This is a genomic window from Streptomyces sp. SID5464 (assembly GCF_009862985.1).
Classification (GTDB): domain Bacteria; phylum Actinomycetota; class Actinomycetes; order Streptomycetales; family Streptomycetaceae; genus Streptomyces; species Streptomyces chartreusis_D.
Genome location: NZ_WWIQ01000009.1, coordinates 328,579 through 352,724, shown reverse-complemented (window position 1 = coordinate 352,724; position 24,146 = coordinate 328,579). Strand labels below are relative to the sequence as shown.

The window sequence follows — 24,146 nt, the reverse complement described above, 5'->3', positions numbered from 1 at the left end:
CGTGGGGAGCAAGAGACGGCACTGGGCGTCGGCGGCGGCACCGCTCGCGCTGGCCCTGCTGGCGGCGACCGGCTGTGAGGGTACGACGGACGCCCAGGCAAGGCCGACCGCCGCGCCGTCGTCACCGCCTGTGGCCCGGGTGTGCGCCAAGCCCGCGGCCGGGCCGGCGAAGGCGCCGGCGGGCGCGGTGACCGTCGACCCCGCGGTGACCGGTGACCTGGCTGCCAAGACCAAGAGCAATCCCCCGAACACCACGTTCTGGCTTCGACCGGGCAAGCACAGGCTCGACCCGGACCGCTACGCCCAGGTCATCCCCAAGGAGGGGAACAGCTACCTCGGCGCGCCGGGTGCGGTGCTCGACGGCGGCAAGAAGAACCAGTACGCGTTCGGCGGCGCCGCCAGCGACGTCACCATCCGCTACCTGACCGTGCAGCGTTTCGTCGCGCCGCACAACGAGGGCGTGGTCAACCATGACTCGGCCGACGGGTGGGTGATCGAGCACGCGACGATCCAGAACAACTCCGGCGCCGGACTGATGGCCGGTGCCCGCCAGCGGGTCCGTGCCAGCTGTCTGCGCGGCAACGGTCAGTACGGCATGAACGCGTACAAGGCCACAGGCCGTATCAGCGACCTGGTGGTCGAAGGCAACGAGATCGTCGGCAACAACACCGGCGACTGGGAGCGACGGCGGAAGGGCTGCGGCTGCACGGGAGGCATCAAGTTCTGGGCGGTCGACGGCGCCGACGTACGCGGCAACTGGGTGCACGACAACCGCGGAACCGGGTTGTGGGCGGACACCAACAACAACGACTTCCGCATCGAGGACAACGTGCTCGATGCCAACGACGGTGCCGCGCTGATCTACGAGACGAGCTACAACGCGGTCATCCGGAAGAACACGATCCGGCGGAACAACTGGGTCGAGGGCCGCAAGGCGGCCGACCGCGGCGACACCTTCCCGTTCGCGACCGTCTACCTGTCCGAGTCCGGCGGCGAACCACGGATCCGAGCCCGCACGGACAAGATCGAGATCTACCGGAACGTGCTGGAGAACAACTGGTCCGGGATCACCCTGTGGGAAAACGCCGACCGGTTCTGCAACAGCCCGGCCAACACCTCGTCCGGTGACTGCACGTTGCTGGTGAAGGACACCGAGCGCTGCGCGCAGCCGGCGATCGCCACCGCACCGCTCTACGCCGACTGCCGGTGGAAGACCCAGCGGGTGGACATCCACGGCAACCGCTTCGTGCTGGACAAGTCCGTCGTCGACTGCACGGTGAAGTGCGACCGCATGGCGGTGCTGGCCAACTACGGCACTTATCCGGACTGGTCGCCCTACCAGGGCGAGCGCGTGGCCGAGGCGATCACCGGCCGGCAGCACAACCGCTGGCACGACAACGTCTACGTCGGACCGTGGACCTTCGTCGCCCACGACCCGAGCCGGACACTCGACCCCGGCCAGTGGCAGAGCGCGCCGTACCAGCAGGACGCGGGCAGCACGTTCCGCGCACGGGACGGTGGTTGAGATGGGGACGGACCACACGCCGAAGATCGTCGGGACGGTGTGGGGGCTGCTGGTCCTCAACACGCTCGGCTCCGCCGGGGCGAAGACCATCGTCCCGCTGCCCCGCTCCCTCATCCAGATGGTCACCATGGGCGCGCTGGTCGCCGCGTTCGCGCTGGCGCTCGCGGTCAATCTCCGGCTGCGCATCCGGGCCAGCGCCTATGTGCTCCTGCTCACCCTGCTGCTGGTGCCGAGCGTGATCTCCAGCGCGGATCTGGAGTCGGGGTTCGGCGCGCTGTTCCGCTGCGCCCGGCTGGCTCTCTTCGTCGGCACGCTGTGGCTGCTCAGCCGCTGGTGGGACGGCGGCCCGACGTTCGTCAGGCATCACATCCGGATGTACTTCGTGGTCCTCGGGTCGGTGGCCGCCGGCCTGGTCATCTCACCGGGGGCGGCCATGCCCGAGCTCTACGGCGGGCGGCTGGTCGGCGCGTTGTGGCCGCTCACCCCGCCGCAGATCGGGCAGTACGCCGCGGTGATCACCGGGCTCACCGTGCTGCTCGTACTGGGCCGCCGGACCGACAGGGCCAGTGCGGCGCTGGTCATCGTGCCGGCACTCGTCCTGCTCGCGCTGACCCATACCCGGACGGCCACGCTCGGCCTGCTCATCGGGCTGGCGTTGGCGATCGGCTCGCTCGTCCTGACCAGCGCCGCCGCCCGCCGCTTCTTCGCCTGGGCGGTGGTGTGCGCCACGGTGGCCGCGGTGGCGTTCAGCTCCGCGCTGCGGGCGTGGTTCCTGCGCGGGCAGAGCCAGGAGAACTTCTCCAACCTCACCGGCCGGGCCAAGGTCTGGCACGCCCTGCTGGCAGCACCCCGGACGACCTCGGAGCACCTGTTCGGCGCGGGCCTGGGCGACAAGTCGTTCGGCGGGCTGCCGATCGACAACAGCTGGCTGGCCGTCTACCAGGAGCAGGGCATGATCGGCGTCGCCCTGGTGGCGGCGATCATCATCGTGCTGGGCGGCGTCGCGCTGCTGCGGCCACCGTCGCTGTCGAGGGCCTGCGCGATCTTCCTGATCAGCTACTGCGCGATCGCGTCGTACACCGAGGCCGGTCTCGGCGACGCCTCGCCGTATCTGCTGCATCTGGCCGTGGCCGCCTCGCTGCTGGCGGCACCTGCCACGGCCACTCCCCCCGCGGCGAACGACGGCTCGACGCCCGACGTCCCTCGACAACGCAGCCCGCGATGGGCCCGAAGACCGGAGGCGACCTGAGCATGCACGTCCTCGTGGTGCACAACCGCTACGCCTCGGCGCAGCCGAGCGGGGAGAACAAGGTCGTCGACCAGGAGGTGGCGCTGCTGCGCGAGGCCGGCCACCGGGTCGAGGTGTTCGAGCGGCGCAGCGACGACATCGCCGCCCGGTCCCTGCTCGGCAAGGTCGCGGTGCCGCTCCTCGTGCCCTGGAACCCGGCGGTCCGCACGGAACTCGCCGCCCGGCTGCGCGCCGAGCGGCCGGACGTGGTGCACGTCCACAACGTCTTCCCGCTCCTGTCGCCGGCGGTGCTCGCCGCCTGTGCCGACGCCGGTGTGCCCGCCGTCGCCACGCTGCACAACTACACCCAGGTCTGCCCGCCCGGCACGCTGCAGCGGGACGGCCGGCCGTGCACCGAGTGCGTCGGATCCACGGTGCCGGTGCCCGCCGTACGGCACGGCTGCTACCGCAACTCCCGCCTCGCGACGGTGCCGCTCGCGGTCAGCCTGTCGGTCAACCGGCGGCGGTGGTGGTCCGGCGTGGAGCGGTTCTTCTGCATCTCCGCGGCGCAGCGCGACGTCCTGGTGCGGGCCGGCATGCCGGCCGAGCGGCTGGTCGTGAAGCACAACTTCGTGCCCGACCCGGACGACCGCCGAGCGGGCGGCGGCGAGCATCTGCTCTGTCTCGGCCGGCTCGCGGAGGCCAAGGGCGTGCGGCTGCTCATGGCCGCGTGGGACGAGCTCGCGGCGAGCGGCGGTCTGGGCGTGCCGCTCCTGATCGCCGGCACGGGGCCGCTGGAGCCGGAGGTGACGGCCTGGGCGGCCGGCCGGGACGACGTGCGCTACGTCGGCCTGCTGGACACGGCGGAGTGCCGGAAGGCCATCGCACGGTCGGTCGCCGTGGTGGCCCCCTCGACGTGGCTGGAGGCGTTCGGCCTGGTGGTCGTGGAGGCGATGGCGGCGGGGGTCCCGGTCGTCGCCGCCGGCCACGGCGCCTTCGTCGAACTCGTCGAGGACGGGGTCACCGGGCTGCTGCACCGGCCGGGCGAGTCCGCCTCGCTCGCGTCCTGCATACGCCGGATCGCGGCCGAGCCGGACGCCAACCGGGAGATGGGCCAGGCGGCCCGGCGCCGTTACGAACAGGGTTTCAGCCCGGCGGTCGGCCTCGACCGCCTGGTTGACGAGTACCGCACCGCGATCGCGGGTCGGTCGGAAGCAACGGGGGACCGAATCAATGGGGGGCAGTAAATGACACGATGCCGACTCTGCGGCTCGGCGACGCTGGCGAGCGTCGTCGATCTGGGGGCGACCCCGCCATGTGAGAGCTTTCTCGCCGCGGACCAACTGGACGAGCCGGAGCCCGCGTACCCGCTGCACCTGCGGGTCTGCACCGACTGCTGGCTGGCGCAGATCCCGCCGCTGATCACGCCGGAGGAGACGTTCAAGGAGTACGCCTACTTCTCCTCGTACTCGACCTCCTGGGTGGAGCACGCGCGCACGTTCGTCGCCGACGCCGTACAGCGGGTGGGACTCGGCGCCGATGGCTCCGACGCCTTCGTGGTCGAGGTCGCGAGCAACGACGGGTACCTGCTGAAGCACGTGGTGGACCGGGGGATCCGCTGCCTGGGCATCGAGCCGTCGGTGAACGTCGGCGCGGCGGCGCGGGAGGCGGGTGTGCCCACGCTCACGGAGTTCCTGAGCCCGGAGACCGGCTCGGCCGTGCGCGCCGAACACGGCCCGGCCGACCTGGTCGTGGCCAACAACGTGTACGCGCACATCCCCGACGTGGTCGGGTTCACCCAGGGGCTGCGCGCCCTGGTCGCCGACGACGGCTGGGTCTCCATCGAGGTGCAGCACCTGCTGACCCTGATCGAGGAAAACCAGTACGACACGATCTACCACGAGCACTTCCAGTACTACACGGTCGCGTCCGCGATCCGGGCCCTGGCGAGCGGCGGCCTCGCGCTCGTGGACGTCGAGCTGCTGCCCACGCACGGCGGCTCCATCCGGCTGTGGGCCCGGCCGGCCGAGGTGGCCGGCGAGCCGAGCCGGCGCGTCGCCGACGTGCTGGACCGGGAGAAGGCCGCCGGGCTGCAGGAGCTGTCCGGGTACGCCGAGTTCTCCGCGCGGGTGGCAAAGGTGCGCCGGGACCTGCTCCGGTTCCTCGTCGAGGCCGCCGAGCGCGGCGAGACGGTCGTCGGCTACGGCGCCCCGGGCAAGGGCAACACCCTCCTCAACCACTGCGGCATCCGGCCCGACCTGCTCGCGTACACGGTCGACCGCAATCCGTACAAGCACGGCAGGTTCACCCCGGGCACCCGCATCCCGATCCTGCCGCCGGAGCAGATAGCCGCCGACAAGCCGGACTACGTCCTCGTCCTCCCGTGGAACCTGCGGGCCGAGCTGACCGAGCAGCTCTCCTTCGTGCACGAGTGGGGCGGCCGCCTGGTCTTTCCCATCCCGGAACTGAGCATTGTCGAGGTCAAGCGATGAAGGTCGTCCTGTTCTGCGGCGGTTACGGAATGCGGATGCGCAGCGGCGCCGCGGACGACGTGCCCAAGCCGATGGCGATGGTCGGCCCCAGGCCGCTGATCTGGCACGTCATGCGCTACTACGCACACTTCGGGCACAAGGAGTTCATCCTGTGCCTCGGCTACGGCGCCCACCACATCAAGGACTTCTTCCTCAACTACGAGGAGACGACGTCCAACGACTTCGTGCTGCGGGGCGGGCGGACCGAGTTGCTGTCCACCGACATCTCGGACTGGACGATCACGTTCGCGCAGACCGGCATCGAGTCACCGATCGGCGAGCGCCTGCGCCGGGTGCGGCACCACCTGGACGGCGACGAGATGTTCCTCGCCAACTACGCCGACGTGCTCACCGACGCCCCGCTGCCGGAGATGATCGAGAAGTTCGCGCAGCGCGACGCCGGTGCGTCGATGATGGTGGTGCCGCCGCAGTCCTCGTTCCACTGCGTGGACCTGGGCGAGGACGGCCTGGTGGGGGGCATCACCGCGGTGAGCGAGCTGCCGCTGTGGGAGAACGGCGGCTACTTCGTGCTCCGCCAGGAGGTCTTCGACCACATCCCGGAGAACGGGGACCTGGTCGCCGACGGATGCGCCCAACTGGCCAAGCGCGGCCGGCTGGTGGCGCACCAGCACCGTGGCTTCTGGAAGCCGACCGACACCGTGAAGGAACGGGCCGCGCTCGACGAGGCGTACGCCCGCGGCGAGCGCCCGTGGGCCGTGTGGGAGCAGGACAGCGCGGCGGTGAGCGCGTGATCCGGCTCGGAGCCGGGCGACGCCCGGAGCGGATCGTCGCGGTGGGCGCGCACTGCGACGACATCGCCATCGGCGCCGGCGGCACACTGCTGACGCTGTGCCACGCCCGCCCGGGCCTCCGTGTCGACGCGCTGGTGCTCTCCGGCGGCGGCACCGATCGGGAGCAGGAGGAGCGGGCCGCGCTCGCCGCCTTCTGCCCGGGCGCCGACCTGCGGCTGACCGTGCTCAAGCTGCCGGACGGCCGGATGCCCGTGCACTGGGACGAGGCCAAGGCCGCGGTCGAGGAGCTGCGCGCGCAGAGCGACCCGGATCTGATCCTGGCCCCGCGCACCGACGACGCCCACCAGGACCACCGCGGCCTGGCACAGCTGATACCCACCGCGTTCCGCGACCACCTCGTGCTCGGCTACGAGATCGTCAAGTGGGACGGCGATCTCGGCCGTCCGGCGGTGTACCAGCCGCTGTCGACGGAGATCGCCGAAGAGAAGGTGCGGCTGCTGCAGGAGCACTACCCCTCGCAGCGGCACCGGCCCTGGTACGACCGCGAAGCCTTCCTCGGGCTGGCACGGATCCGGGGCATCGAATGCCACGAGCGATACGCCGAAGCGTTCGCCGTCACCAAACTCACGCTCAACCTGGGGGGTTGAACCATGCGCGTACTGCTGACCGGACACCAGGGATATCTGGGAACCGTCATGGCCCCGGTCCTCGCCGCCGCCGGACACGAGGTCGTCGGCCTCGACTCCGGCCTGTTCGCCGACTGCGTCCTGGGCCCGACGCCCGCCGACCCGCAGGGGCACCGGGTGGACCTGCGCGACGTCACGGCCGACCACGTGGCCGGGGTCGACGCCGTGGTCCACCTGGCCGCGCTGTCCAACGACCCGCTGGGGTCGCTGGCGCCGGAACTCACCTACGACATCAACCACCACGCGTCCGTGCGCCTGGCCCGGCTGGCCCGCGACGCCGGAGTGCGGCGCTTCCTGTACGCGTCGACGTGCTCGGTCTACGGCGCCGCCGGCGGCGACGACCTGGTGGGCGAGGACGCCCCGCTGCGTCCGGTGACGCCGTACGCGGAGTCCAAGGTGCGGGTGGAGGACGACCTGCACGCGCTGGCCGACGGCGACTTCACTCCGGTGTACATGCGCAACGCCACCGCCTTCGGCTACTCCCCCCGGCTGCGCGCCGACATCGTGCTGAACAACCTGGTGGGCCACACGCTGTTGTCCGGCCAGGTGCTGGTGATGTCGGACGGCACGCCCTGGCGCCCGCTGGTGCACGCCATCGACATCGCTCGGGCCTTCACGGCCGCGCTGAGCGCGCCGCGGGAAGCGGTGCACGACCGGGCGTTCAACATCGGCAGTGAGACCAACAACGTCACGGTCGCCGAGATCGCCGAGCAGGTCGCCGAGGCGGTGCCCGGCTCGAAGGTGGTCATCACCGGGGAGACCGGTGCCGATCCGCGGTCGTACCGGGTGGACTTCTCGCGGTTCCGCGCCGCGATCCCCGGCTTCGACTGCGAGTGGACGGTGAAGCAGGGCGCCCTCGACCTCGCCGACGCCTACCGCACACACGGGCTGACCCAGGAGGACTTCGACCGCCGCTTCACCCGCCTCGCCGTGCTGCGCGCGGCGTCCGACGCCGGCACCGTCGACGACACCCTGCGGTGGCGCGGATGACCGCGGCCGGCGCACAGCCGACGACCTCGACCGGCGACGAGATGTACGCGCTGGTCGAGCGGCTGTACCCGCTGTGCCGCAGCATCACCGGCGACGGGGTGCGCGCCACCCTGGACATCGTCGGCGAGTACATCCCTCTGCAGGTGCATGAGGTGCCGACCGGGACCCAGGTGCTCGACTGGACGGTGCCGCAGGAGTGGAACATCCGGGACGCGTACATCGCCGACGCCACCGGCCACCGGATCGTCGACTTCGCCGCGTCCAGCCTGCACGTGCTCGGCTACAGCGTGCCGGTGTCGGCGACCATGCCGCTGGCCGAGCTGCGCGCGCACCTGCACACCCTGCCGGACCACCCGTCCTGGGTGCCGTACCGCACGAGTTACTACAAGCCGGAGTGGGGGTTCTGCCTGGCCCAGGAGACCCTGGACGCGATGCCGGACGGCGAGTACGAGGTGCGCATCGACTCCACGCTCGCCGACGGCCACCTCACCTACGCCGAGCACGTGGTCCCGGGGCAGGTCGCCGACGAGGTGATCGTCTCCTGCCACGTCTGCCACCCGTCGCTGGCCAACGACAACATGGCCGGTGTCGCGGTGGCGACGTTCCTGGCCCGGGCGCTGGCGGAGCAGACCCCGTACTACACCTACCGGTTCATCTTCGCGCCCGGCACCATCGGGGCGATCACCTGGCTGGCGCGCAACGCGGAGCGGGTGGACCGGGTCAAGCACGGGCTGGTGCTGGCCTGCGCCGGCGACCCGGGGCACCTGACGTACAAGCAGAGCAGGCGCGGCGACGCGGAGATCGACCGGGTGATGCGGCACGTGCTGTCCGCCTCCGAACGCCCGCACCGCGTCGTCGAGTTCACTCCGTACGGCTACGACGAGCGGCAGTTCTGCTCGCCCGGGTTCAATCTGGGCGTGGGCTCGCTCACCCGGACCCCGTACGCGGGCTATCCCGAGTACCACACCTCGGCGGACAACCTGGACTTCGTCTCCCCCGAGGCGATGGCGGACACGCTCGCCGTCTGCCGCGAGGCGTTCGCCGTCCTGGACTGCAACCGGCGGTACCTCAACCTCAGCCCCTACGGTGAACCGCAGCTGGGCCGACGTGGGTTGTACGACGCGCTCGGCGGCCGCAGCGACACCAGGCAGGCCCAGATGGCCATGCTCTGGGTGCTCAACCTCTCCGACGGCGAGCACAGTCTGCTGGACGTCGCCGAGCGGTCCGGGCTGCCGTTCGACACCGTCGCCACCGCGGCCGGCGCCCTGCACGGCGCCGGGCTGATCAAGGCATGACGCCGATGACCACCGAGGGGGAGGATCCCCAGGCAACGGCGCCGCCGGCCGGATCCGCCCGGCGGGCCCTCGCCGGGCGGCTGTCCTGGGGACTGGCCGACCAGGCGGCCTCCAGCATGAGCAACTTCGCGGTGGGCATCTACGTGGCCCGTTCGCTGGGGGTGACCGCGTTCGGCGTGTTCAGCCTGGCCTGGGTGACCTACGGCGTGGTGCTCAACGTCTCCCGCGGACTGGCCACCGACCCGCTCGTGGTGCGCTTCAGCGGCGTGTCGGACGCGTCCTGGCGGGGGGCGGTGGCCCGGTCGTCGGGTACCGCGCTCGGCGTCGGTGCGGCCATCGGCGCGGCGTGTCTGGTGGCCGGGCTCGCTCTCGGCGGCCGTGTGGGGCCCGCGTTCGCCGCCCTCGGCGTCATGCTGCCGGGGCTGTTGCTGCAGGACGCCTGGCGGTTCTCGTTCTTCGCCGCCGGCACCGGGCGGAAGGCGTTCGTCAACGACGTCGTGTGGGGCGTCGCGCTCGTCCCGGCCATGATCGTGGCGGCCCGCGTGGGCAGCGTGGCCGCTTTCGTGCTCGCCTGGGGCGCGTCCGCCACGGTGGCGGCGGGGTACGGCTACGTCCAGTCCGGCATCCGGCCCCGGGTGACCGAGGCGCGCGGCTGGCTTCGCGAGCAGCGCGACCTCGGCTACCGGTACCTGGTCGAGAACGTCAGCCTCAGCGGCGCGAGCCAACTGCGGGCGTACGGGCTCGGCGCGATCGTCGGGATCGGCGCGGTGGGTGCGGTGCGGGGCGCCGAGCTCCTCCTCGGCCCGTTCCTCGCCGTGCTGATGGGTCTTTCGCTGGTCACCGTCCCGGAGGCGGCACGGGTGCTGCGGCAGGCCCCGCACCGCCTCGGCTCGTTCTGCCTGCTGCTGGGCGGCGGGCAGGCCGCCGCCGCGCTGCTCTGGGGCGGGGCGCTGCTGCTGGTGCCGGACCGGCTCGGCGAGCTGGTCCTCGGCGGCGTCTGGCACTCCGCCGCGGAGCTCATCGTGCCGGTCACCCTCGGCGTCGCGGGCGCCGGCCTCGGCACCGGCGCGGCGGCCGGACTGCGCGCGCTCGGCGCGGCCCGGCGCAGCCTGCGCTGCCAGCTGTTCGCCTCCGCCTGTTACGTCGGCGGTGGGCTCGGCGGGGCGGCCGTCGCCGGCACGGCCGGCTCGGCCTGGGGCGTCGCCTCGGCGACACTCGCCGGCTCGGCCGTGTGGTGGCTCCAGTTGCGGTCCGCCCTGAGCGAGCGCCTGAAAGAACCCATCCCTGAAGTGAGGACGTCATGACCGCCCATCCCCGGCTGAGCATCGGCCTGCCCGTGTACAACGGCGAGGAGTACCTGGCCGAGTCGCTCGACGCCCTGCTCGGGCAGACCTACGAGGACTTCGAACTGGTCATCTCCGACAACGCCTCGACCGACGGGACCGAGGACATCTGCCGCAAGTACGCGGCGCAGGACTCACGCATCCGGTACCTCCGGCTGCGCCGGAACATCGGCGCCGCGCCGAACCACAACTACGTGTTCACCGAGTGCCGCGGCGAGCTGTTCAAGTGGGCCTCGCACGACGACCTCTACGCCCGGGACCTTTTGCGGCGCTGCGTGGAAGCGCTGGACGAGCGGCCGGACGTGGTCCTCGCGCACTCCGACCAGGCGGTCATCGACGGCGAAGGACGGGTCAAGGTCCCGTACGAGTACGGGCTCGCCACCGCCTCGCCGCACGCGCCGGAGCGCTTCCGCAGTTTCCTGTTCGAGCCCGGGGGCGACGACTTCTACGGGGTGATGCGTGCCGACATGCTGCGCCGGGTGAAGCCGCACGACAGCTACCACCACGCGGACCGCACGTTCGTCGCCGAGATCGTCCTGCACGGGCCCTTCCACCAGGTTCCGGAGCTGCTGTACTTCCGCCGCGACCACCCCACCCGCGCCGAGCGGGCGAACCCGTCCAAGCGCTCCCGGTGCGTCAACCTGGACCCGCGCCGGGCCGGCCTGCTGCACCCGACGCCCCGGCTGCTCGCCGAGTACGTCTGGGGCTTCGCCTCCGCGATCCGGCGGGCGCCGTTGTCCGCGGCCGACCGGCGCGCGTGCTACCGGCACCTGGCCGCGTGGATGACCAGCCGGGTCCGGCCGGGCGCCGGCGAGCGGGTCGAGGACCGCGCCCCGGTCGACCCTGCCAAGCTCACCGTCTCCGTGGACGCCCTCGTCGCGGGCCGTGAGGGGCGGCGGGCATGAAACCCGGGAAACGTGTGGGGGTGTTCGGCCTCCTCGGCTCCGGCAACCTCGGCAACGACGGCTCGCTGGAGGCCGTGCTCGGATACCTGCGCGCCGAGCACCCGGACGCGGTCGTGGACGCCCTGTGCGGCGGGCCCGAGGCCGTCACGGCCCGGTTCGGGATCCCCGCCACACGGCTGCACTGGAACCGCGCGGAGTACCGGACCGCGTCACGTGTGGGCGCGGTCGCGTCGAAGGGGCTCGGCAAACTCGTCGACGTCTTCCGCACCGCCGCCTGGGTGCGCCGGCACGACGTGGTGATCGTGCCGGGCATGGGCGTCCTGGAGGCCACGCTGCCGCTGCGGCCGTGGGGCTTCCCGTACTCGCTGTTCCTGCTCTGCGCGAGCGGCAGGATGCTCGGCACCCGGGTCGCGCTGGTCGGCGTCGGCGCCGCCCCGATCCGCGACCGGCCGACCCGGGCCCTGGTGCGCTGGTCGGCGCGGCTGGCCGCGTACCGGTCGTACCGGGACACCCAGTCCCGCGACGCGATGCGGGCGACGGGTGTGGACACCGCACGCGACGAGGTCTACCCGGACCTGGCGTTCGCCCTGCCGACGCCCACGCCGCCGAAGAGCGCGCCCTCGGGCCCGCCGGGCCAAGTCTGCGTCGGCGTCATGGACTTCCACGGCGGCAACGACGACCGCGCCCAGGCCGACGAGATACACCGGCGCTACCTCGACGGGACGACCCGGTTCGTGCGGGCGCTGGTCGAGGACGGCAGGCCGGTCCGGTTGCTCACCGGCGACCAGTGCGACGCGTCGGTGGTGGACGCGATCCTCGACGCGGTGGACTCACCACTGGTCACCGCTGCCGAGACGGCCTCGCTGGCCGACCTGATGAAGGAGATGGCGGCTGCCGACACCGTGGTGGCGATCCGCTACCACAACCTGATCTGCGCGCTGAAGACCGGGACGCCGACGCTCGCCGTCACCTATGCGGCGAAGAGCGACGCGCTCATGGACCGGATGGGCCTCGGCGCTTACTGCCACCCGGCACGCGAGGTCGACGCCGACCGGCTGCTCGAGCAGTTCCGGGACCTGGAGAAGCACTCGGCGGTCCTGCGGCAGACCCTCACGGAGCGGAACCAGGTCGCCGCACAGCAACTCGAGGACCAGTTCGCCGCGTTGACCACGGCCCTGTTCCCGACGACCGACCACCCCCACACCCTGCGGAAGGCTTCATGAAAGCGACCGAAGTCCCGGAGATCGCCGGCGCGTACCTGTTCGAGCCGACGCCGTACGCCGACGAGCGCGGCTTCTTCTGCCGCACCTTCGACGCCGACGTCGTCCGCTCGGTGGGCCTCGACCCGGACGCCTTCGTCCAGGACAGCCTGTCCCGCTCGGTCGGGGGCGTGCTGCGCGGCCTGCACCTGCGCTCCGGCGCCGGCGAGGCCAAGCTGGTGCGCTGCTCGTACGGGAGGATCTTCGACGTCGTCGTGGACCTGCGGCCGGACTCGCCGACGTACCTGGGCCGGGCCTTCTTCGAGCTGTCCGGCGAGACGCAGGTGACCCTGTACATCCCGGCGGGGTGCGCGCACGGCTTCCAGGCGCTGACCGAGACCGCCGACACCTCGTACCGGATCGACCGCCCGCACGATCCGGCGGAGGACGTGACGATCGCCTTCGACGACCCGGAGCTCGCGATCCCCTGGCCGCTGCCGGTCACATCGATGTCCCAGCGGGACCGGGAGGCGCCGAGCCTCGCCGAGGCCCTGAAGCAAAGAGAGAAGTGAGGCCGGCGTGGACACCGAAATCACCGAAGGGACCGAGGAGTTCGCCCTCCCCCGGTCGCGGACAGCGAACGAGCGGCTGCACGCCATGGTCCCCGGGGGCGCGCACACCTACGCCAAGGGCGACGACCAGTACCCCGCGGACCTCGCCCCGGTCATCAGCCACGGCCACGGTGCCCATGTGTGGGACGTCGACGGCAACCGTTACATCGAGTACGGCTCCGGCCTGCGGTCGGTCAGCCTCGGCCATGCCCACCCGCGCGTGATCGAGGCGGTGCGGCGGGAACTCGACCGCGGCAGCAACTTCGTCCGGCCGTCCATCGTGGAGGTCGAGGCCGCGGAACGCTTCCTGGCCACGGTGCCGACCGCCGAGATGGTGAAGTTCGCGAAGAACGGCTCCGACGCCACCACCGCCGCCGTCCGCCTCGCCCGCGCCGCCACCGGGCGCCCGCGGGTGGCCCTCTGCGCCGACCATCCGTTCTTCTCCACCGACGACTGGTTCATCGCCACCACGCCGATGTCCGCCGGCATCCCGGCGCCGACCACCGACCTCACCGTGGCGTTCCCCTACGGTGACCTGGCCGCCACGGAGGAACTGCTCACCCGGTACCAGGACGAGATCGCCTGCCTGATCCTCGAACCCGCCACCCACACCGAGCCGCCGCCCGGGTACCTCGCAGGCCTGCGCGAACTGGCCGACCGGCACGGCTGCGTCCTGATCTTCGATGAGATGATCACCGGCTTCCGCTGGTCGGAGGCGGGCGCCCAGGGGCTGTACGGCGTCGTCCCCGACCTCTCCACGTTCGGCAAGGCCCTGGGCAACGGGTTCGCCGTCTCCGCCCTGGCCGGGCGCCGCGAGCTGATGGAGCGGGGCGGGCTGCGTCACCCCGGCGACCGGGTGTTCCTGCTGTCCACCACCCACGGTGCGGAAACGCACTCCCTGGCAGCCGCGATGGCCGTGCAGACCACCTACGTCGAAGAGGGCATCACCGCGCGCTTGCACGCCCTCGGCGAGCGGTTGGCCGCCGGTGTCCGCGACGCCGCGGCGAGCATGGGCGTCGGTGACCACGTCGTCGTCCGGGGCCGGCCCAGCAACCTGGTCTTCGCCACCCTCGACGAGAAGGGGCAGCCGTCGCAGCGGTACCGCACCCTGTTCCTGCGCCGGCTCCTCGGGGGCGGGGTGCTGGCCCCGTCGTTCGTGGTGAGCAGCGCGCTCAGCGACGCCGACATCGATCACACCGTCGACGTGGTGGCCCAGGCATGTGCGGTGTACCGGAAGGCACTGGACGCCGGTGACCCCACACCCTGGCTGGCCGGACGGCCGGTGAAACCGGTATTCCGCCGCACGGCGTGACGTCGGGCGTGACGGGACCTGACGTGACGTGACGTGACGACGTCAGCGACGCTCCCGCCGACCGGCGTCGGCCATCCGGTCGACCAGCCGGTCGGCCATCCGGTCGACCAGCCACGCGGTGGCCGGGACCACCGCCAGCGCGGTGCACCAGCCGCCGAGGACGTCGGTCGGGTAGTGCGCCCCCAGGGCGACCTGCGCCCAGCCCATGGCGGCGCCGGCCACCAGCGCCGCGGCGAACACGAGTGACGTGCCGGCCGTCCTGCCGAGGCCGAGCCGGCCGGTCGCGAGCAGCGCCACCACGAGGGCGAACGCGGTGAGGAAGGCGGTGTGCCCGCTCGGGTAGGACAAGTTGCCGTCGCCGTGGATGGTGCGTCCCACCAGGGACTTGAGCAGCGTCGCCGTTCCCACGGCCACGCCGGCGCCGGCAACGACCAGCACCGCCGCGCGAGGACGCCGAAGCAGCAGGCAGCCCGTCACGGTGACCACGACCAGCGTCGCCGCTCCCACGGGCTCACCCAGGAAGTCCGTGGCCAGAGCGACGTGCCGCCACGACGGCCCCACACCGTCCACCGCCGCCCAGATCCGCGCGTCCACCCCGCCGGGCTCGCTGTCGTCGGCATACCGGACGCCGAGCACGACGACCACCAGCGCGGCGAGAGCCGCCATCAGCCCGAGCCACGGGCGCAGCGATCGGGGCAGCACGGCGGCCGCCGACCGGCCGGTCACACGCCCACCGCGTCCGGCCGGCCTGCGGTAGGTCGCCCTGCCGTTGTCGGCCGTGACCGGTAGCAGGCCCCCTGCTCCAAGGGCCCGCCGATACGGCGTTTCGCACCAAGGGCCAACTGTCCGCCCACCCGCGCTGCACCTCCCCCTCCCGTCGAGGCCGCCGACATGGCCCGGGATCGTCCCCAACGATCCGATCGCGGCACACCACCGTCGGACAGTCCGCGTGGCAACACGCGTCGAGCCTATGCCCATTCCCCTTGCGGGATCAGCGGCAGGTGTAGGCGAAGGACGCTGACCCCGTGTGCCGGCTGGGGGCCGGCTGTTCCGTCGCATCCGACTGTCACCGCCCGGGCCCGCCTCCTCGGCGGGCCCGGTGCCACCCGCTGGCCCGGGATTACCGTGACCGGTCCCGGCGTGCGAGTGGTTTTGCCTCGCCCCCCGGTCCGGGTTCCTTCCGGTGTCCGTGCCTCCCCTTGCCGGATCCGCCATCCCCTGCGGCCCCCGGGTGAGAGCCCACGCCCCCATCCCCGTCGGCTGGGCCGATGCCGCGGTTGTCCGTCCCGCCGTTCCGCTCGCCGATGTCAAGACGCACGTGGCGGCCCTGCTGACGCAACCGGGTCTTCCGAACCGGATGTGGCCGGCCTGCCGGCGGCGACGCACCGTCAGCCCCTCTCATCAGCCCCGTCCCGTTACGGCTTGCTCGCCATGAACTGCTCCGCGGGCTCCTCGTGGACCTCGGTGGTCTGCTCCTGCGGCGCCGACTTGGGTAGCCAGCGCAGGGCGGCCGTTCCGAGGGCGGCGTGCAGAAGGCTCGCCGCGACCACGACGACGTGCAGGCCGGTGACGAACGCGGACTTCGCGTCCTGGATCACCGATGGGAGCAGAGAGGGCAGCGTGAGGGTCTCGTCGAGGGTGGGGGCGAGGTCCGGGCCCTGGAGGCGGAAGAGCAGCGCGGCGAGCGAGCCGAGGATAGCGATGCCGAGGGCGTTGCCGATCTCGTTGCTGGTCTCGGCGATCGCGCCGGCCGAGCCCGCCCGCTCCGCGGGGACCGCGCCGACCGCGGTGTCCGCGACGACGGCGAAGGAGATCCCGTATCCCGTTCCGGCGACCACGGTCGAGGCGATGTACCAGCCGATCCCGCCGGTGACCGTGGTGGGGAGCAGCAGCAACAGGCCGCCCGCGATGGAGAAGTGGCAGATGAGGAGCGCGGCCCGCTTGCCGATGCGTTCGACGACGGCCGGTGTGACGATGCAGGAGACGGTGAGGGCCGCCGCGCCCGGGAGGGCGAGGAGCGCCGCGTGCAGGACGCTCAGGTTCAGTACGGACTGGAGGTAGATGCCGGACAGGTACGCCGCCGCCGACCACGCGGCCAGGGGCAGCAGGCCCGTGATGGCGGCGATGGTGAAGACGCGGTCGCGGAAGAGGGAGAAGTCGATCAGCGGGTTGTCGAGGTGCCGTTGGCGCAGGCCGAAGAAGGTCAGTACGGCGATGCCGACGATCACCGTGGTGATCGGGAGGGCCGAGATCCCGTCGGCGGCCAGGTGCTTGATCCCGTAGATCGTGAGCAGCAGGCCCCCGGCGGAGGTCACGACGCTGAGCGGGTCGACGCGGCCCGTCCCGCCCGACCGGACCTCTCGGAGGAGGACCGGCGCGAACACCAGGAACACGGCGATGACGGGGAGGTTGACGAGGAAGACCGAGCCCCACCAGAACTGGCCGAGGAGGGCGCCGCCGATGACCGGGCCGATGGCGAACCCGGCCGCGAAGGCCGCGGCGAAGATGCCGATGGCCTGGGCCCGGCGCCGGGGGTCGGGGAACAGCTCGCTCAGTACGGCCAGCGCCGAGGGCAGCAGGGTCGCGCCGGCCACGCCCATGAGCGCCCGGCAGGCGATGAGGAGTTCGGGGGTCGGTGCGAACGCGGCCCCGGCGGAGCCGAGTCCGAACACGGTCGCGCCGATCATCAAGAGCTTCAGCCGGCCGTAGCGGTCGCCGAGACTGCCGAAGGCGACCAGCAGGGAGCCGACGGCGAAGCCGTAGCTGTCCAGGATCCACAGCGCCTGGTCGGCGGTGGGCGAGAGGGCCTGGCTGATCCGGGGCATCGCCAGGAACAGGATGGATCCGTCCATGGAGACGAGGAGTACCGGGCCGAGGACCACCGCGAGCCCGAGCCAGGCCCGCAGTCCGGGGGCGTTGTTCGCGTGCTGTCGTGTCATGGCGCCGACACTCAGGCACGGCCGTGGCCGACAGCCATCCCCGTGGCGTGGGTACACCCGACAGGTACACCCACGGAGTGGGCGAGCGCCCTACGCTCGTGTGCATGGAGAGTCTCGGAGCGTTTTTGAAGAGCCGTCGTGACCGGGTCACTCCGGCTGAGATCGGTCTGCTGACCTACGGCACCTCCCGGCGGGTCCCCGGTCTCAGACGGGAAGAGCTCGCCCAGCTCGCGGGAGTGAGCGCGGGGTACTACACGCGTCTGGAGCAGGGGCAGGCCGAGACCGCCTCCGAGCAGGTACTCGACGCGCTCGCCCGGGTGCTCCGGCTCGACCAGGTGGAGACCGTCCATCTGCACAACCTCGCACGGCAGTCGGTGAAGCCCCGTTTGGGCGAACCGCCCCGCGAGGAGCCCCACCCGCGTGTACTGACCCTCCTGGAGTCACTGGGCGAGGCCACGCCCGCGGTGGTGCTCGGCAGGCGCGGCGACGTCCTGGCGTGGAACCGCACCGGGCACGCGCTGATCGCCGAGCACGTCCCCTTTGAGGCGCCACGAAATCCGCAGGAGCGCCCGTCGATCCCCAGGATGTTCTTCCTGGACCCGCACAGCCGCGGCATGTACCGCAACTGGCCGGAGCTCGCCGAGGTCCACGTCGCCTATCTGCGCCTCACCGCCGGCCGCTACCCCACGGACGCCCGGCTTGCCGGGCTGATCGGCGAACTCCTCATGAACAGCGCGGACTTCGGCGCGATGTGGGCGACGGGTGACGTCTCCGACTGCACGACGGGGACCATGCATCTGCAGCACCCCACCGTCGGGGCGGTGAGCGTGGACTACCAGGTGTGGCTCCAGCCCGACAGCCCCGACCACCGCGTCGAGATCTACACCCCCAACGACGCGACCTCCGCGGACGCTTTGCGTCTGCTGAACCAGCAAAGCGGCTGGGGTGACGAGCCGGAGTCGACGACCGTACGGGCCGAGCAGCGCTGAGACCGCCCGCGCTCCTGCTCCTCCTGGGGGACGCCCGCGAGGGCGTCGAGGCAGTCGACGCTCCACCGCGATGCCCCGCGCCCGGAAACGCAGCTCCTCGCGGGCCTGCACGGCCCACTCGGCCCGGCCCGCGCAGCGCCCGGGTCACCCCGTCCAGCGCGCCGAGAGCGGTCGGATCCTCGCCATCCTGTCCGGGCTCCCTTCAAGTCTACGAGTCGGCCGACCAGTTGGTCGCAACAGCCGACGCCGAGGGACTCGACACGTTCGCGGTCAGCGGAGTCAGCCACTGGCACTGAGCGCGTCGTTCGCGCGTACCGACCCCCGCACCGCCGTGGCCGCCTCCATCTCCATCGCCGAGCAGGTCCCGCCAGAACAGCTCCGCGTGCGTCGGCCCCGCCGCGCCGTCTCCCTTGCCCTTCAGCCCCTCTGTCCAGCTCCGCGTCGACCGCGCAGCCACTCTCCGGGACGGAACACGCTGCCGTGACCAGTTGCCCGGTTCGGCGAACTGAAGGACGTGCTCGGCGACGTGGCTTCGCGCCAGAACCTTGCGGGATGTCCCGCTGTTGCCCTTGATCGTGGGCGCACCGCATCGTGCCCGGCAGCCCGCGCGGGACTCCTCGCGACAACATCGGCAGAACAGCCCGTACGGCCGCCGCCCCTGGGGTGACGCCTCATCAGAGCGTCATCCGAGCGTCAAGACGGCTGTCGCCGTCCGGGCCGAGATACTCAAAGACGATCACGTCGATTCGACAGCCACCGCAGGAACGCCAGGTCGGACAGCCTTCGCGAGCCGAAGAGGTGCTCCACACCGTAGAAAGCCGCGGGTCAGGAACCCTTCGTCGCAGGCTCCAGAATCGCCACGCACTCCACATGATGCGTCATCGGAAACAGATCGAACGCCCGCAGCGTCCGCACCCGATACCCGCCGTCCCGGAAGTACCCCAAGTCCCGCGCCAACGCCGCCGGGTCACACGCCACATACGCGATCCGCCGAGCCCCGAGCGAAGCCAGATGTTCCACCGTCTTCCGCCCCGCCCCGGCCCGCGGCGGGTCCAGGACGATGAGGTCGACCTCCGTGATCCCCGTCCGCGGCAGCACGCTCTCGACCTTGCCCTGCTCGATGCGGACGCGGTCGAACTCGGCGAGGTTGTGCCGCGCGTCCTCCACCGCCCGCTTGCCGGACTCGATGCCGAGGACCGCGCCCTGCTCGCCGACCCGGTCGGCGAGGGCGCCCGCGAAGAGGCCGACGCCGCAGTAGAGGTCGAGGGCCATGTCGCCCTTGCGGGGCAGGAGGCCCTGCATGACGGCCGTCACCAGGGTGTCGGCCGCCCGCGGGTGGACCTGCCAGAAGCCGCCGTTGCCCACGCGGTGGGTCCGGCCGTCCGCGCGCTCGCGGACGAAGGGGCGGCCGTGGACGCGGTGGACGCCGCCGGAGCGCTCGTCCACGCGCAGCACCGACACCGGGCGGTCGAGTTCGACCAGCGGGAGGCGCGCGCCCGGCTTCGGCGTGAGGATCACCTGGCGGTCCTGCGAGCCCGTCGCCGCGATCGCCTCGACGGAGTCCATGCCGGTCCAGACCCGCTTCTCGATGCCCAGCTCGCTGACCCCCTCCGCGGCGATCATGCAGTGGTCGATCGGCTCCACCTCGTGGGAGCGGTGCCGGCGCAGGCCCGCGCGGCCGTCGGCCGTGACCGCGTACTGGACGCGGGTGCGCCAGGACGGGACCTGGCCGGCGGGCACCTTGTCGCCCTCGGCGGGCATCACCGTGCCGTCCCAGCCGGCCTCCTCCGGGGTGAGCCCGGCGAGGTGCTGGAGCTGCTCGGCGATGACGTCGGCCTTCAGGCGCCGCTGCGCGCCCGGCTTGGCGTGCTGCCAGTCGCAGCCGCCGCAGCGGCCGGGGCCGGCGAACGGGCAGGGCACGTCGATCCGGTCCTTGGAGGCGTCCAGCACCTGCACCGCGTCCGCGCGCAGGAACCGGGCGCCCTCCTCGCCCTCCGTCACCCTGGCCACGACCCGCTCACCGGGCAGCGCGTGCCGGACGAACAACACCTGGCCCTCCGAGGTACGGGCGATGCAGTGGCCGCCGTGGGCGACGGGGCCGATCTCGACCTCGTACTCCTCTCCCACCAGCGACTTCCTCGGTTCTGCCTGCATGGTGGGGTGACTCCAAAAACGTAAGGGGGAAACGGCCGAAGGGAAACGGCCGGACAACAGCCCACCAGTCTACGTGGGTGCCGCCCGGCCGCTTCACACGAGCCGTCGTCTCACGACTTGTGCTCGGTGGACTCCTTCGACCGCACCTGTGCGGGACCCCGCCGCACCGAACCCGGCGCGTTCCACTCCTGCTGCCTGCGGGCCCGCCGCTTGGCCGCCTCGGAGGACTGGAGCTGGTACGGCACCGAGGTCACCATGATCCCCGGCGTGAACAGCAGCCGGCCCTTCAGCCGCAGGGCGCTCTGGTTGTGCAGCAGATGCTCGTACCAGTGGCCGACGACGTACTCGGGGATGATCACGGACACCGCGTCCCGCGGCGACTCCTTGCGCAGTCCCTTGACGTACTCGATGACCGGCCGCGTGATCTCGCGGTAGGGCGAGTCCAGGACCTTCAGCGGGACGTCGATGCCGCGCCGCTCCCACTCCTCGCGCAGCGCCTTGGTCTCCGCCGGGTCGACGTTGACGCTCAGGGCCTCCAGGCTGTCCGAGCGCATCAGCTTGGCGTAGGCCAGGGCGCGCAGCGTCGGACGGTGGATCTTGGAGATCAGGACGACCGAGTGGATGCGGGACGGCCGTACGCTGTCGTCGCTCGGGCCCTCGGGGGCGGCGATCTCCTCGGCGACCCGGTCGTAGTGCTTACGGATGGCCGTCATCGTCGCGTAGAAGATCACCATGCCGAGCAGGGCGACCCAGGCGCCGTGCGTGAACTTGGTGACGAGGACGACCACCAGCACGAGGCCGGTGAAGAAGGCGCCGAAGGCGTTGATGGCGCGCGAGCGGATCATGTGGCGGCGCTTGGCCTGGTCCTGCTCGGTGGCCAGGAGGCGGTTCCAGTGCCGGACCATGCCGGTCTGGCTGAGCGTGAAGGACACGAACACGCCGACGATGTACAGCTGGATCAGGCGCGTGGAGTCGGCTCCGTAGATCCCCACCAGGAGTCCGGCGGCGCCCGCGAGGAGCACGATGCCGTTGGAGAAGGCGAGGCGGTCGCCGCGGGTGTGCAGCTGGCGCGGCAGGTAGCGGTCCTGGGCGAGGATCGAGCCGAGCAGCGGGAAGCCGTTGTAGGCGGTGTTGGCGGCGAGGAACAGCACCAGCGCGGTGGCCGCGGCCAGGACGACGAACAGGAAGCTGCCCTTGCCGAAGACGGCCTCGGCGACCTGGGAGATCACCGGGTTCTGCACGTAGTCCGCGCCGAGCGGGACGCCGTTGTGGAAGAGGTCGCGGGCCGGGTTCTCGGCCATGCGGACCTTGGTCTCGGCGGCCAGCGCGATGATGCCGCAGAACATGGTGACGGCGAGCAGGCCCATCATCGCGAGCGTGGTCGCGGCGTTCTTGGACTTGGGCTTGCGGAAGGCCGGGACGCCGTTGGAGATCGCCTCGACGCCGGTGAGGGCGGCGCAGCCGGAGGAGAAGGCGCGCAGCAGCAGGAAGACCAGGGCGAAGCCCGCCAGGCCCTGGTGCTCGGGTTTGATGACGTAGTCCGCCGTCGGTGCGCGCATGGTGTCGTCCAGGACCAGACCGCGGAAGGCGCCCCAGGCGATCATGGTGAAGACGCCGGCGACGAAGACGTAGGTCGGGATGGCGAACAGCGAGCCCGACTCCTTCACCCCGCGCAGGTTCATCAGCGTCAGCAGCACGATCACGGCGAGCGCGCAGAGCACCTTGTGTTCGACCACGAACGGGATCGCGGAGCCCAGGTTCTCGATACCGGAGGAGATCGACACCGCGACGGTGAGGACGTAGTCGACGAGGAGCGCGCTCGCGACCGTCAGCCCGGCCCGGGGGCCGAGGTTGGTGTTCGCCACCTCGTAGTCGCCGCCGCCGCTGGGATAGGCGTGCACGTTCTGCCGGTACGACGCCACCACGGTGAACATCAGCACGACGACCGCGACCGCGATCCACGGACTGAAGTGGTACGCCGTCACACCCGCGATCGACAGGACCAGCAGCACCTCCCCCGGCGCGTACGCGACGGAGGACAGCGGGTCGGAGGCGAAGACGGGTAGTGCGATGCGCTTCGGCAGGAGTGTTTCCCCCAGCCGGTCACTGCGCAGTGCGCGCCCGATCAGGATCCGTTTGGGCACGTCGGTCAGTTTGGACACAACAGTGGATCGTAAGCGTTCGATTGCGGGCTCGCCCACCCGCCACCCCTCATCGGCGTTCCGTCTGCTCTCCGAGTGAATTCAGATGCTGCTGCGGCTGAGGATTCGGCAGGTCACCCGGATCCCATGCCTATATGACTAAGCCCTGTCCGTCTCCCGGCCGTTGCCGCCCCTGGAGGTCCCATGCACCCCACCGCAGAACTGATCGGCGCCGCGGCCGCCCTCGTAGCCCTCGGAATCCTCACGCTGGCGAGCGTCCGCAGCATCAGCCGCCGCAAGGACGTGTCGCCGGGGACCCGCTAGAGACAGGGCCGTGGCCGCACCGGAGGAGCCCGTCATCGGATTGCGTCGCTCTGCCCGCTGCTGACGCGCGCCCGCTCCAGCTCCGCCACCCCGGCGCGCAGTTCCTCCCGCCCGATGCTGTCGGCCCGGGTCGACGGGACCGTGCAGGCGTACGCCCCGGCCACTGCGCCGTGCAGGGCGCAGTGGCGGGGCGGGGCGCCGTGCAGCCAGGCGTGGAGGAACGCGGCGGCGAAGGCGTCGCCCGCGCCGTTGGAGTCGACCACCGGTGCCGGCGGCGTGGCGGCGGGTACGTGCGTCAGCTCGCCGTCGGTCAGCAGGTACGCCCCGTCCGCGCCGGCGGTGGCGACGACGGTCCGGGCCCGGCCCCGCTCGGTGATCCGCCGCATGATCCGCTCCGGGTCGGCCAGGGCCGTGCTGGAGAGGAAGACCAGGTCGGCCTGGTGGGCGAAGGGCTCGTGGTAGGGGTCGGCCCCGTCCCAGTCGTGCAGGTCGGTCGAGATCGTGATGCCCGCCTCGCGCAGAACGGGCAGCGCGTGCGCGCACGGCTGGGTGATGACGACATGGGCGTGCCGGCTGCGGGCGGCCAGTGCACGCACCGTCGCCTCGGGCAGCCGGTCCGTGTCGGCGGAGCGCGTGGCGTCGTACAGGGACATCCGCCGGCCGTCGGGTCCGACGAGGTTGACCGCGCGCTTGGTGCCGAGCGGCTGGGGGACGGCGGTGAGCGCGATGCCGCGGTCCTTGTGCAGGGCGCGGACCAGGTCGCCCTCGGGATCGTCGCCCAGCATGTCGACGTGGTGCGTGCGCAGCCCCAGCGCGCTCGCGGCCAGCGCGACGAAGTCCCCGCTCTGGCCCGCGCGCGTCACGATCCCGGGCCGGATCATGTGGCTGTCGGCGAACGGCACGGGCAGCTCGGGCACGTGCACGATCGTGTCCACGCCCGCGCCGCCCAGGACGAGGACGTCGATCTCGCTGCTCATGTCGGATTCCTCCCCCGCCGAGGGCCGCGGGGCCCTCGGCAACCCCCTCGACTTTGCCGATACGTTGGAGTCGGGCAGTCGAACGCGGCACCGGCCCCGGAAGGCATCATGGCGTGATTCCACCGGCATGATGTTGCCCGGCGGCCCGCACTCCGGCCGCGACTGGCGCCTGGCGAGCCGAAAGAGAGACATGAGCAGGACATTGTTGATGGTCAGAGGGCCCGTAGGAAGTACGGTGTGACGCG

Annotated in this window: 19 protein-coding genes; 14 read left to right on the top strand and 5 right to left on the bottom strand. The window is 71.8% G+C overall.

Annotated features, from left to right (window positions below; all coding sequences use genetic code 11):
• The first annotated feature begins 1 nt into the window (after window position 1).
• The 13 genes from GTY47_RS09930 to GTY47_RS09870 are packed head-to-tail and all read left to right on the top strand — an operon-like array spanning window position 2 to window position 14,377.
• Window positions 2–1,525: a right-handed parallel beta-helix repeat-containing protein gene (locus GTY47_RS09930; RefSeq protein ID WP_010035094.1), complete on the top strand. Its 1,524-nt coding sequence runs from the start codon at window positions 2–4 to the stop codon at window positions 1,523–1,525.
• Between the two features lies 1 nt (window position 1,526).
• Window positions 1,527–2,774, top strand: coding sequence for a membrane protein (locus GTY47_RS09925; protein WP_010035093.1), 1,248 nt, complete (start codon window positions 1,527–1,529; stop codon window positions 2,772–2,774).
• Window positions 2,775–2,776: 2 nt separating this feature from the next.
• Window positions 2,777–4,000: a glycosyltransferase gene (locus tag GTY47_RS09920; RefSeq protein ID WP_040902620.1), complete on the top strand. Its 1,224-nt coding sequence runs from the start codon at window positions 2,777–2,779 to the stop codon at window positions 3,998–4,000.
• Complete coding sequence (locus GTY47_RS09915) at window positions 4,001–5,245, top strand: methyltransferase domain-containing protein (protein ID WP_010035090.1); 1,245 nt, start codon at window positions 4,001–4,003, stop codon at window positions 5,243–5,245.
• On the top strand, window positions 5,242–6,036 hold the full coding sequence (locus GTY47_RS09910) for a glucose-1-phosphate cytidylyltransferase (protein WP_010035088.1): 795 nt from the start codon (window positions 5,242–5,244) through the stop codon (window positions 6,034–6,036). The genes GTY47_RS09915 and GTY47_RS09910 overlap by 4 nt, the downstream gene beginning before the upstream one ends.
• Complete coding sequence (locus tag GTY47_RS09905; protein WP_010035087.1) at window positions 6,033–6,683, top strand: PIG-L deacetylase family protein; 651 nt, start codon at window positions 6,033–6,035, stop codon at window positions 6,681–6,683. Before GTY47_RS09910 ends, GTY47_RS09905 begins: the two co-directional genes overlap by 4 nt.
• 3 nt (window positions 6,684–6,686) lie before the next feature.
• Entirely contained in the window at window positions 6,687–7,712 is a 1,026-nt protein-coding gene (locus tag GTY47_RS09900) for an SDR family oxidoreductase (RefSeq protein WP_010035085.1), read from the top strand.
• A complete protein-coding gene (locus GTY47_RS09895; protein ID WP_050810179.1) occupies window positions 7,709–9,007 on the top strand; it encodes a DUF4910 domain-containing protein in 1,299 nt (432 codons plus the stop codon). The genes GTY47_RS09900 and GTY47_RS09895 overlap by 4 nt, the downstream gene beginning before the upstream one ends.
• Before the next feature lie 5 nt (window positions 9,008–9,012).
• Window positions 9,013–10,311, top strand: a complete 1,299-nt coding sequence (locus GTY47_RS09890; RefSeq protein ID WP_010035079.1) for a membrane protein — start codon at window positions 9,013–9,015, stop codon at window positions 10,309–10,311.
• On the top strand, window positions 10,308–11,255 hold the full coding sequence (locus GTY47_RS09885; protein ID WP_010035077.1) for a glycosyltransferase family 2 protein: 948 nt from the start codon (window positions 10,308–10,310) through the stop codon (window positions 11,253–11,255). Before GTY47_RS09890 ends, GTY47_RS09885 begins: the two co-directional genes overlap by 4 nt.
• The gene (locus GTY47_RS09880; RefSeq protein WP_050810172.1) at window positions 11,252–12,478 is read left to right on the top strand and encodes a polysaccharide pyruvyl transferase family protein; all 1,227 of its coding nucleotides are present in this window, start codon (window positions 11,252–11,254) and stop codon (window positions 12,476–12,478) included. The genes GTY47_RS09885 and GTY47_RS09880 overlap by 4 nt, the downstream gene beginning before the upstream one ends.
• Window positions 12,475–13,026, top strand: coding sequence for a dTDP-4-dehydrorhamnose 3,5-epimerase (rfbC, locus tag GTY47_RS09875; protein WP_010035075.1), 552 nt, complete (start codon window positions 12,475–12,477; stop codon window positions 13,024–13,026). Before GTY47_RS09880 ends, rfbC begins: the two co-directional genes overlap by 4 nt.
• A 7-nt stretch (window positions 13,027–13,033) precedes the next feature.
• Entirely contained in the window at window positions 13,034–14,377 is a 1,344-nt protein-coding gene (locus GTY47_RS09870; protein WP_010035074.1) for a glutamate-1-semialdehyde 2,1-aminomutase, read from the top strand.
• 42 nt (window positions 14,378–14,419) lie between these two features.
• Here the strand turns inward: GTY47_RS09870 and GTY47_RS09865 are convergent, their stop codons facing one another.
• Window positions 14,420–15,103, bottom strand: coding sequence for a phosphatase PAP2 family protein (locus GTY47_RS09865; RefSeq protein ID WP_010035071.1), 684 nt, complete (start codon window positions 15,101–15,103; stop codon window positions 14,420–14,422).
• Between the two features lie 689 nt (window positions 15,104–15,792).
• Window positions 15,793–17,316: an MFS transporter gene (locus tag GTY47_RS09860; RefSeq protein WP_010035066.1), complete on the bottom strand. Its 1,524-nt coding sequence runs from the start codon at window positions 17,314–17,316 to the stop codon at window positions 15,793–15,795.
• Between the two features lie 104 nt (window positions 17,317–17,420).
• Between GTY47_RS09860 and GTY47_RS09855 the strand changes: the two genes are divergently transcribed.
• Window positions 17,421–18,305, top strand: a complete 885-nt coding sequence (locus GTY47_RS09855) for a helix-turn-helix transcriptional regulator (RefSeq protein WP_029180834.1) — start codon at window positions 17,421–17,423, stop codon at window positions 18,303–18,305.
• Window positions 18,306–19,130: 825 nt separating this feature from the next.
• On the opposite strand, the gene GTY47_RS09850 is transcribed toward GTY47_RS09855, so the two are convergent.
• The 3 genes from GTY47_RS09850 to GTY47_RS09840 form a co-directional block, all read right to left on the bottom strand.
• Window positions 19,131–20,459 carry a class I SAM-dependent RNA methyltransferase gene (locus GTY47_RS09850; protein ID WP_040902592.1) on the bottom strand — a complete coding sequence of 443 codons (1,329 nt, stop codon included), beginning with the start codon at window positions 20,457–20,459 and terminating at the stop codon, window positions 19,131–19,133.
• Between the two features lie 110 nt (window positions 20,460–20,569).
• A complete protein-coding gene (locus GTY47_RS09845; RefSeq protein WP_010035059.1) occupies window positions 20,570–22,621 on the bottom strand; it encodes an APC family permease in 2,052 nt (683 codons plus the stop codon).
• 335 nt (window positions 22,622–22,956) lie between these two features.
• A complete protein-coding gene (locus GTY47_RS09840; protein WP_010035056.1) occupies window positions 22,957–23,901 on the bottom strand; it encodes an adenosine kinase in 945 nt (314 codons plus the stop codon).
• Window positions 23,902–24,146 lie beyond the last annotated feature (245 nt).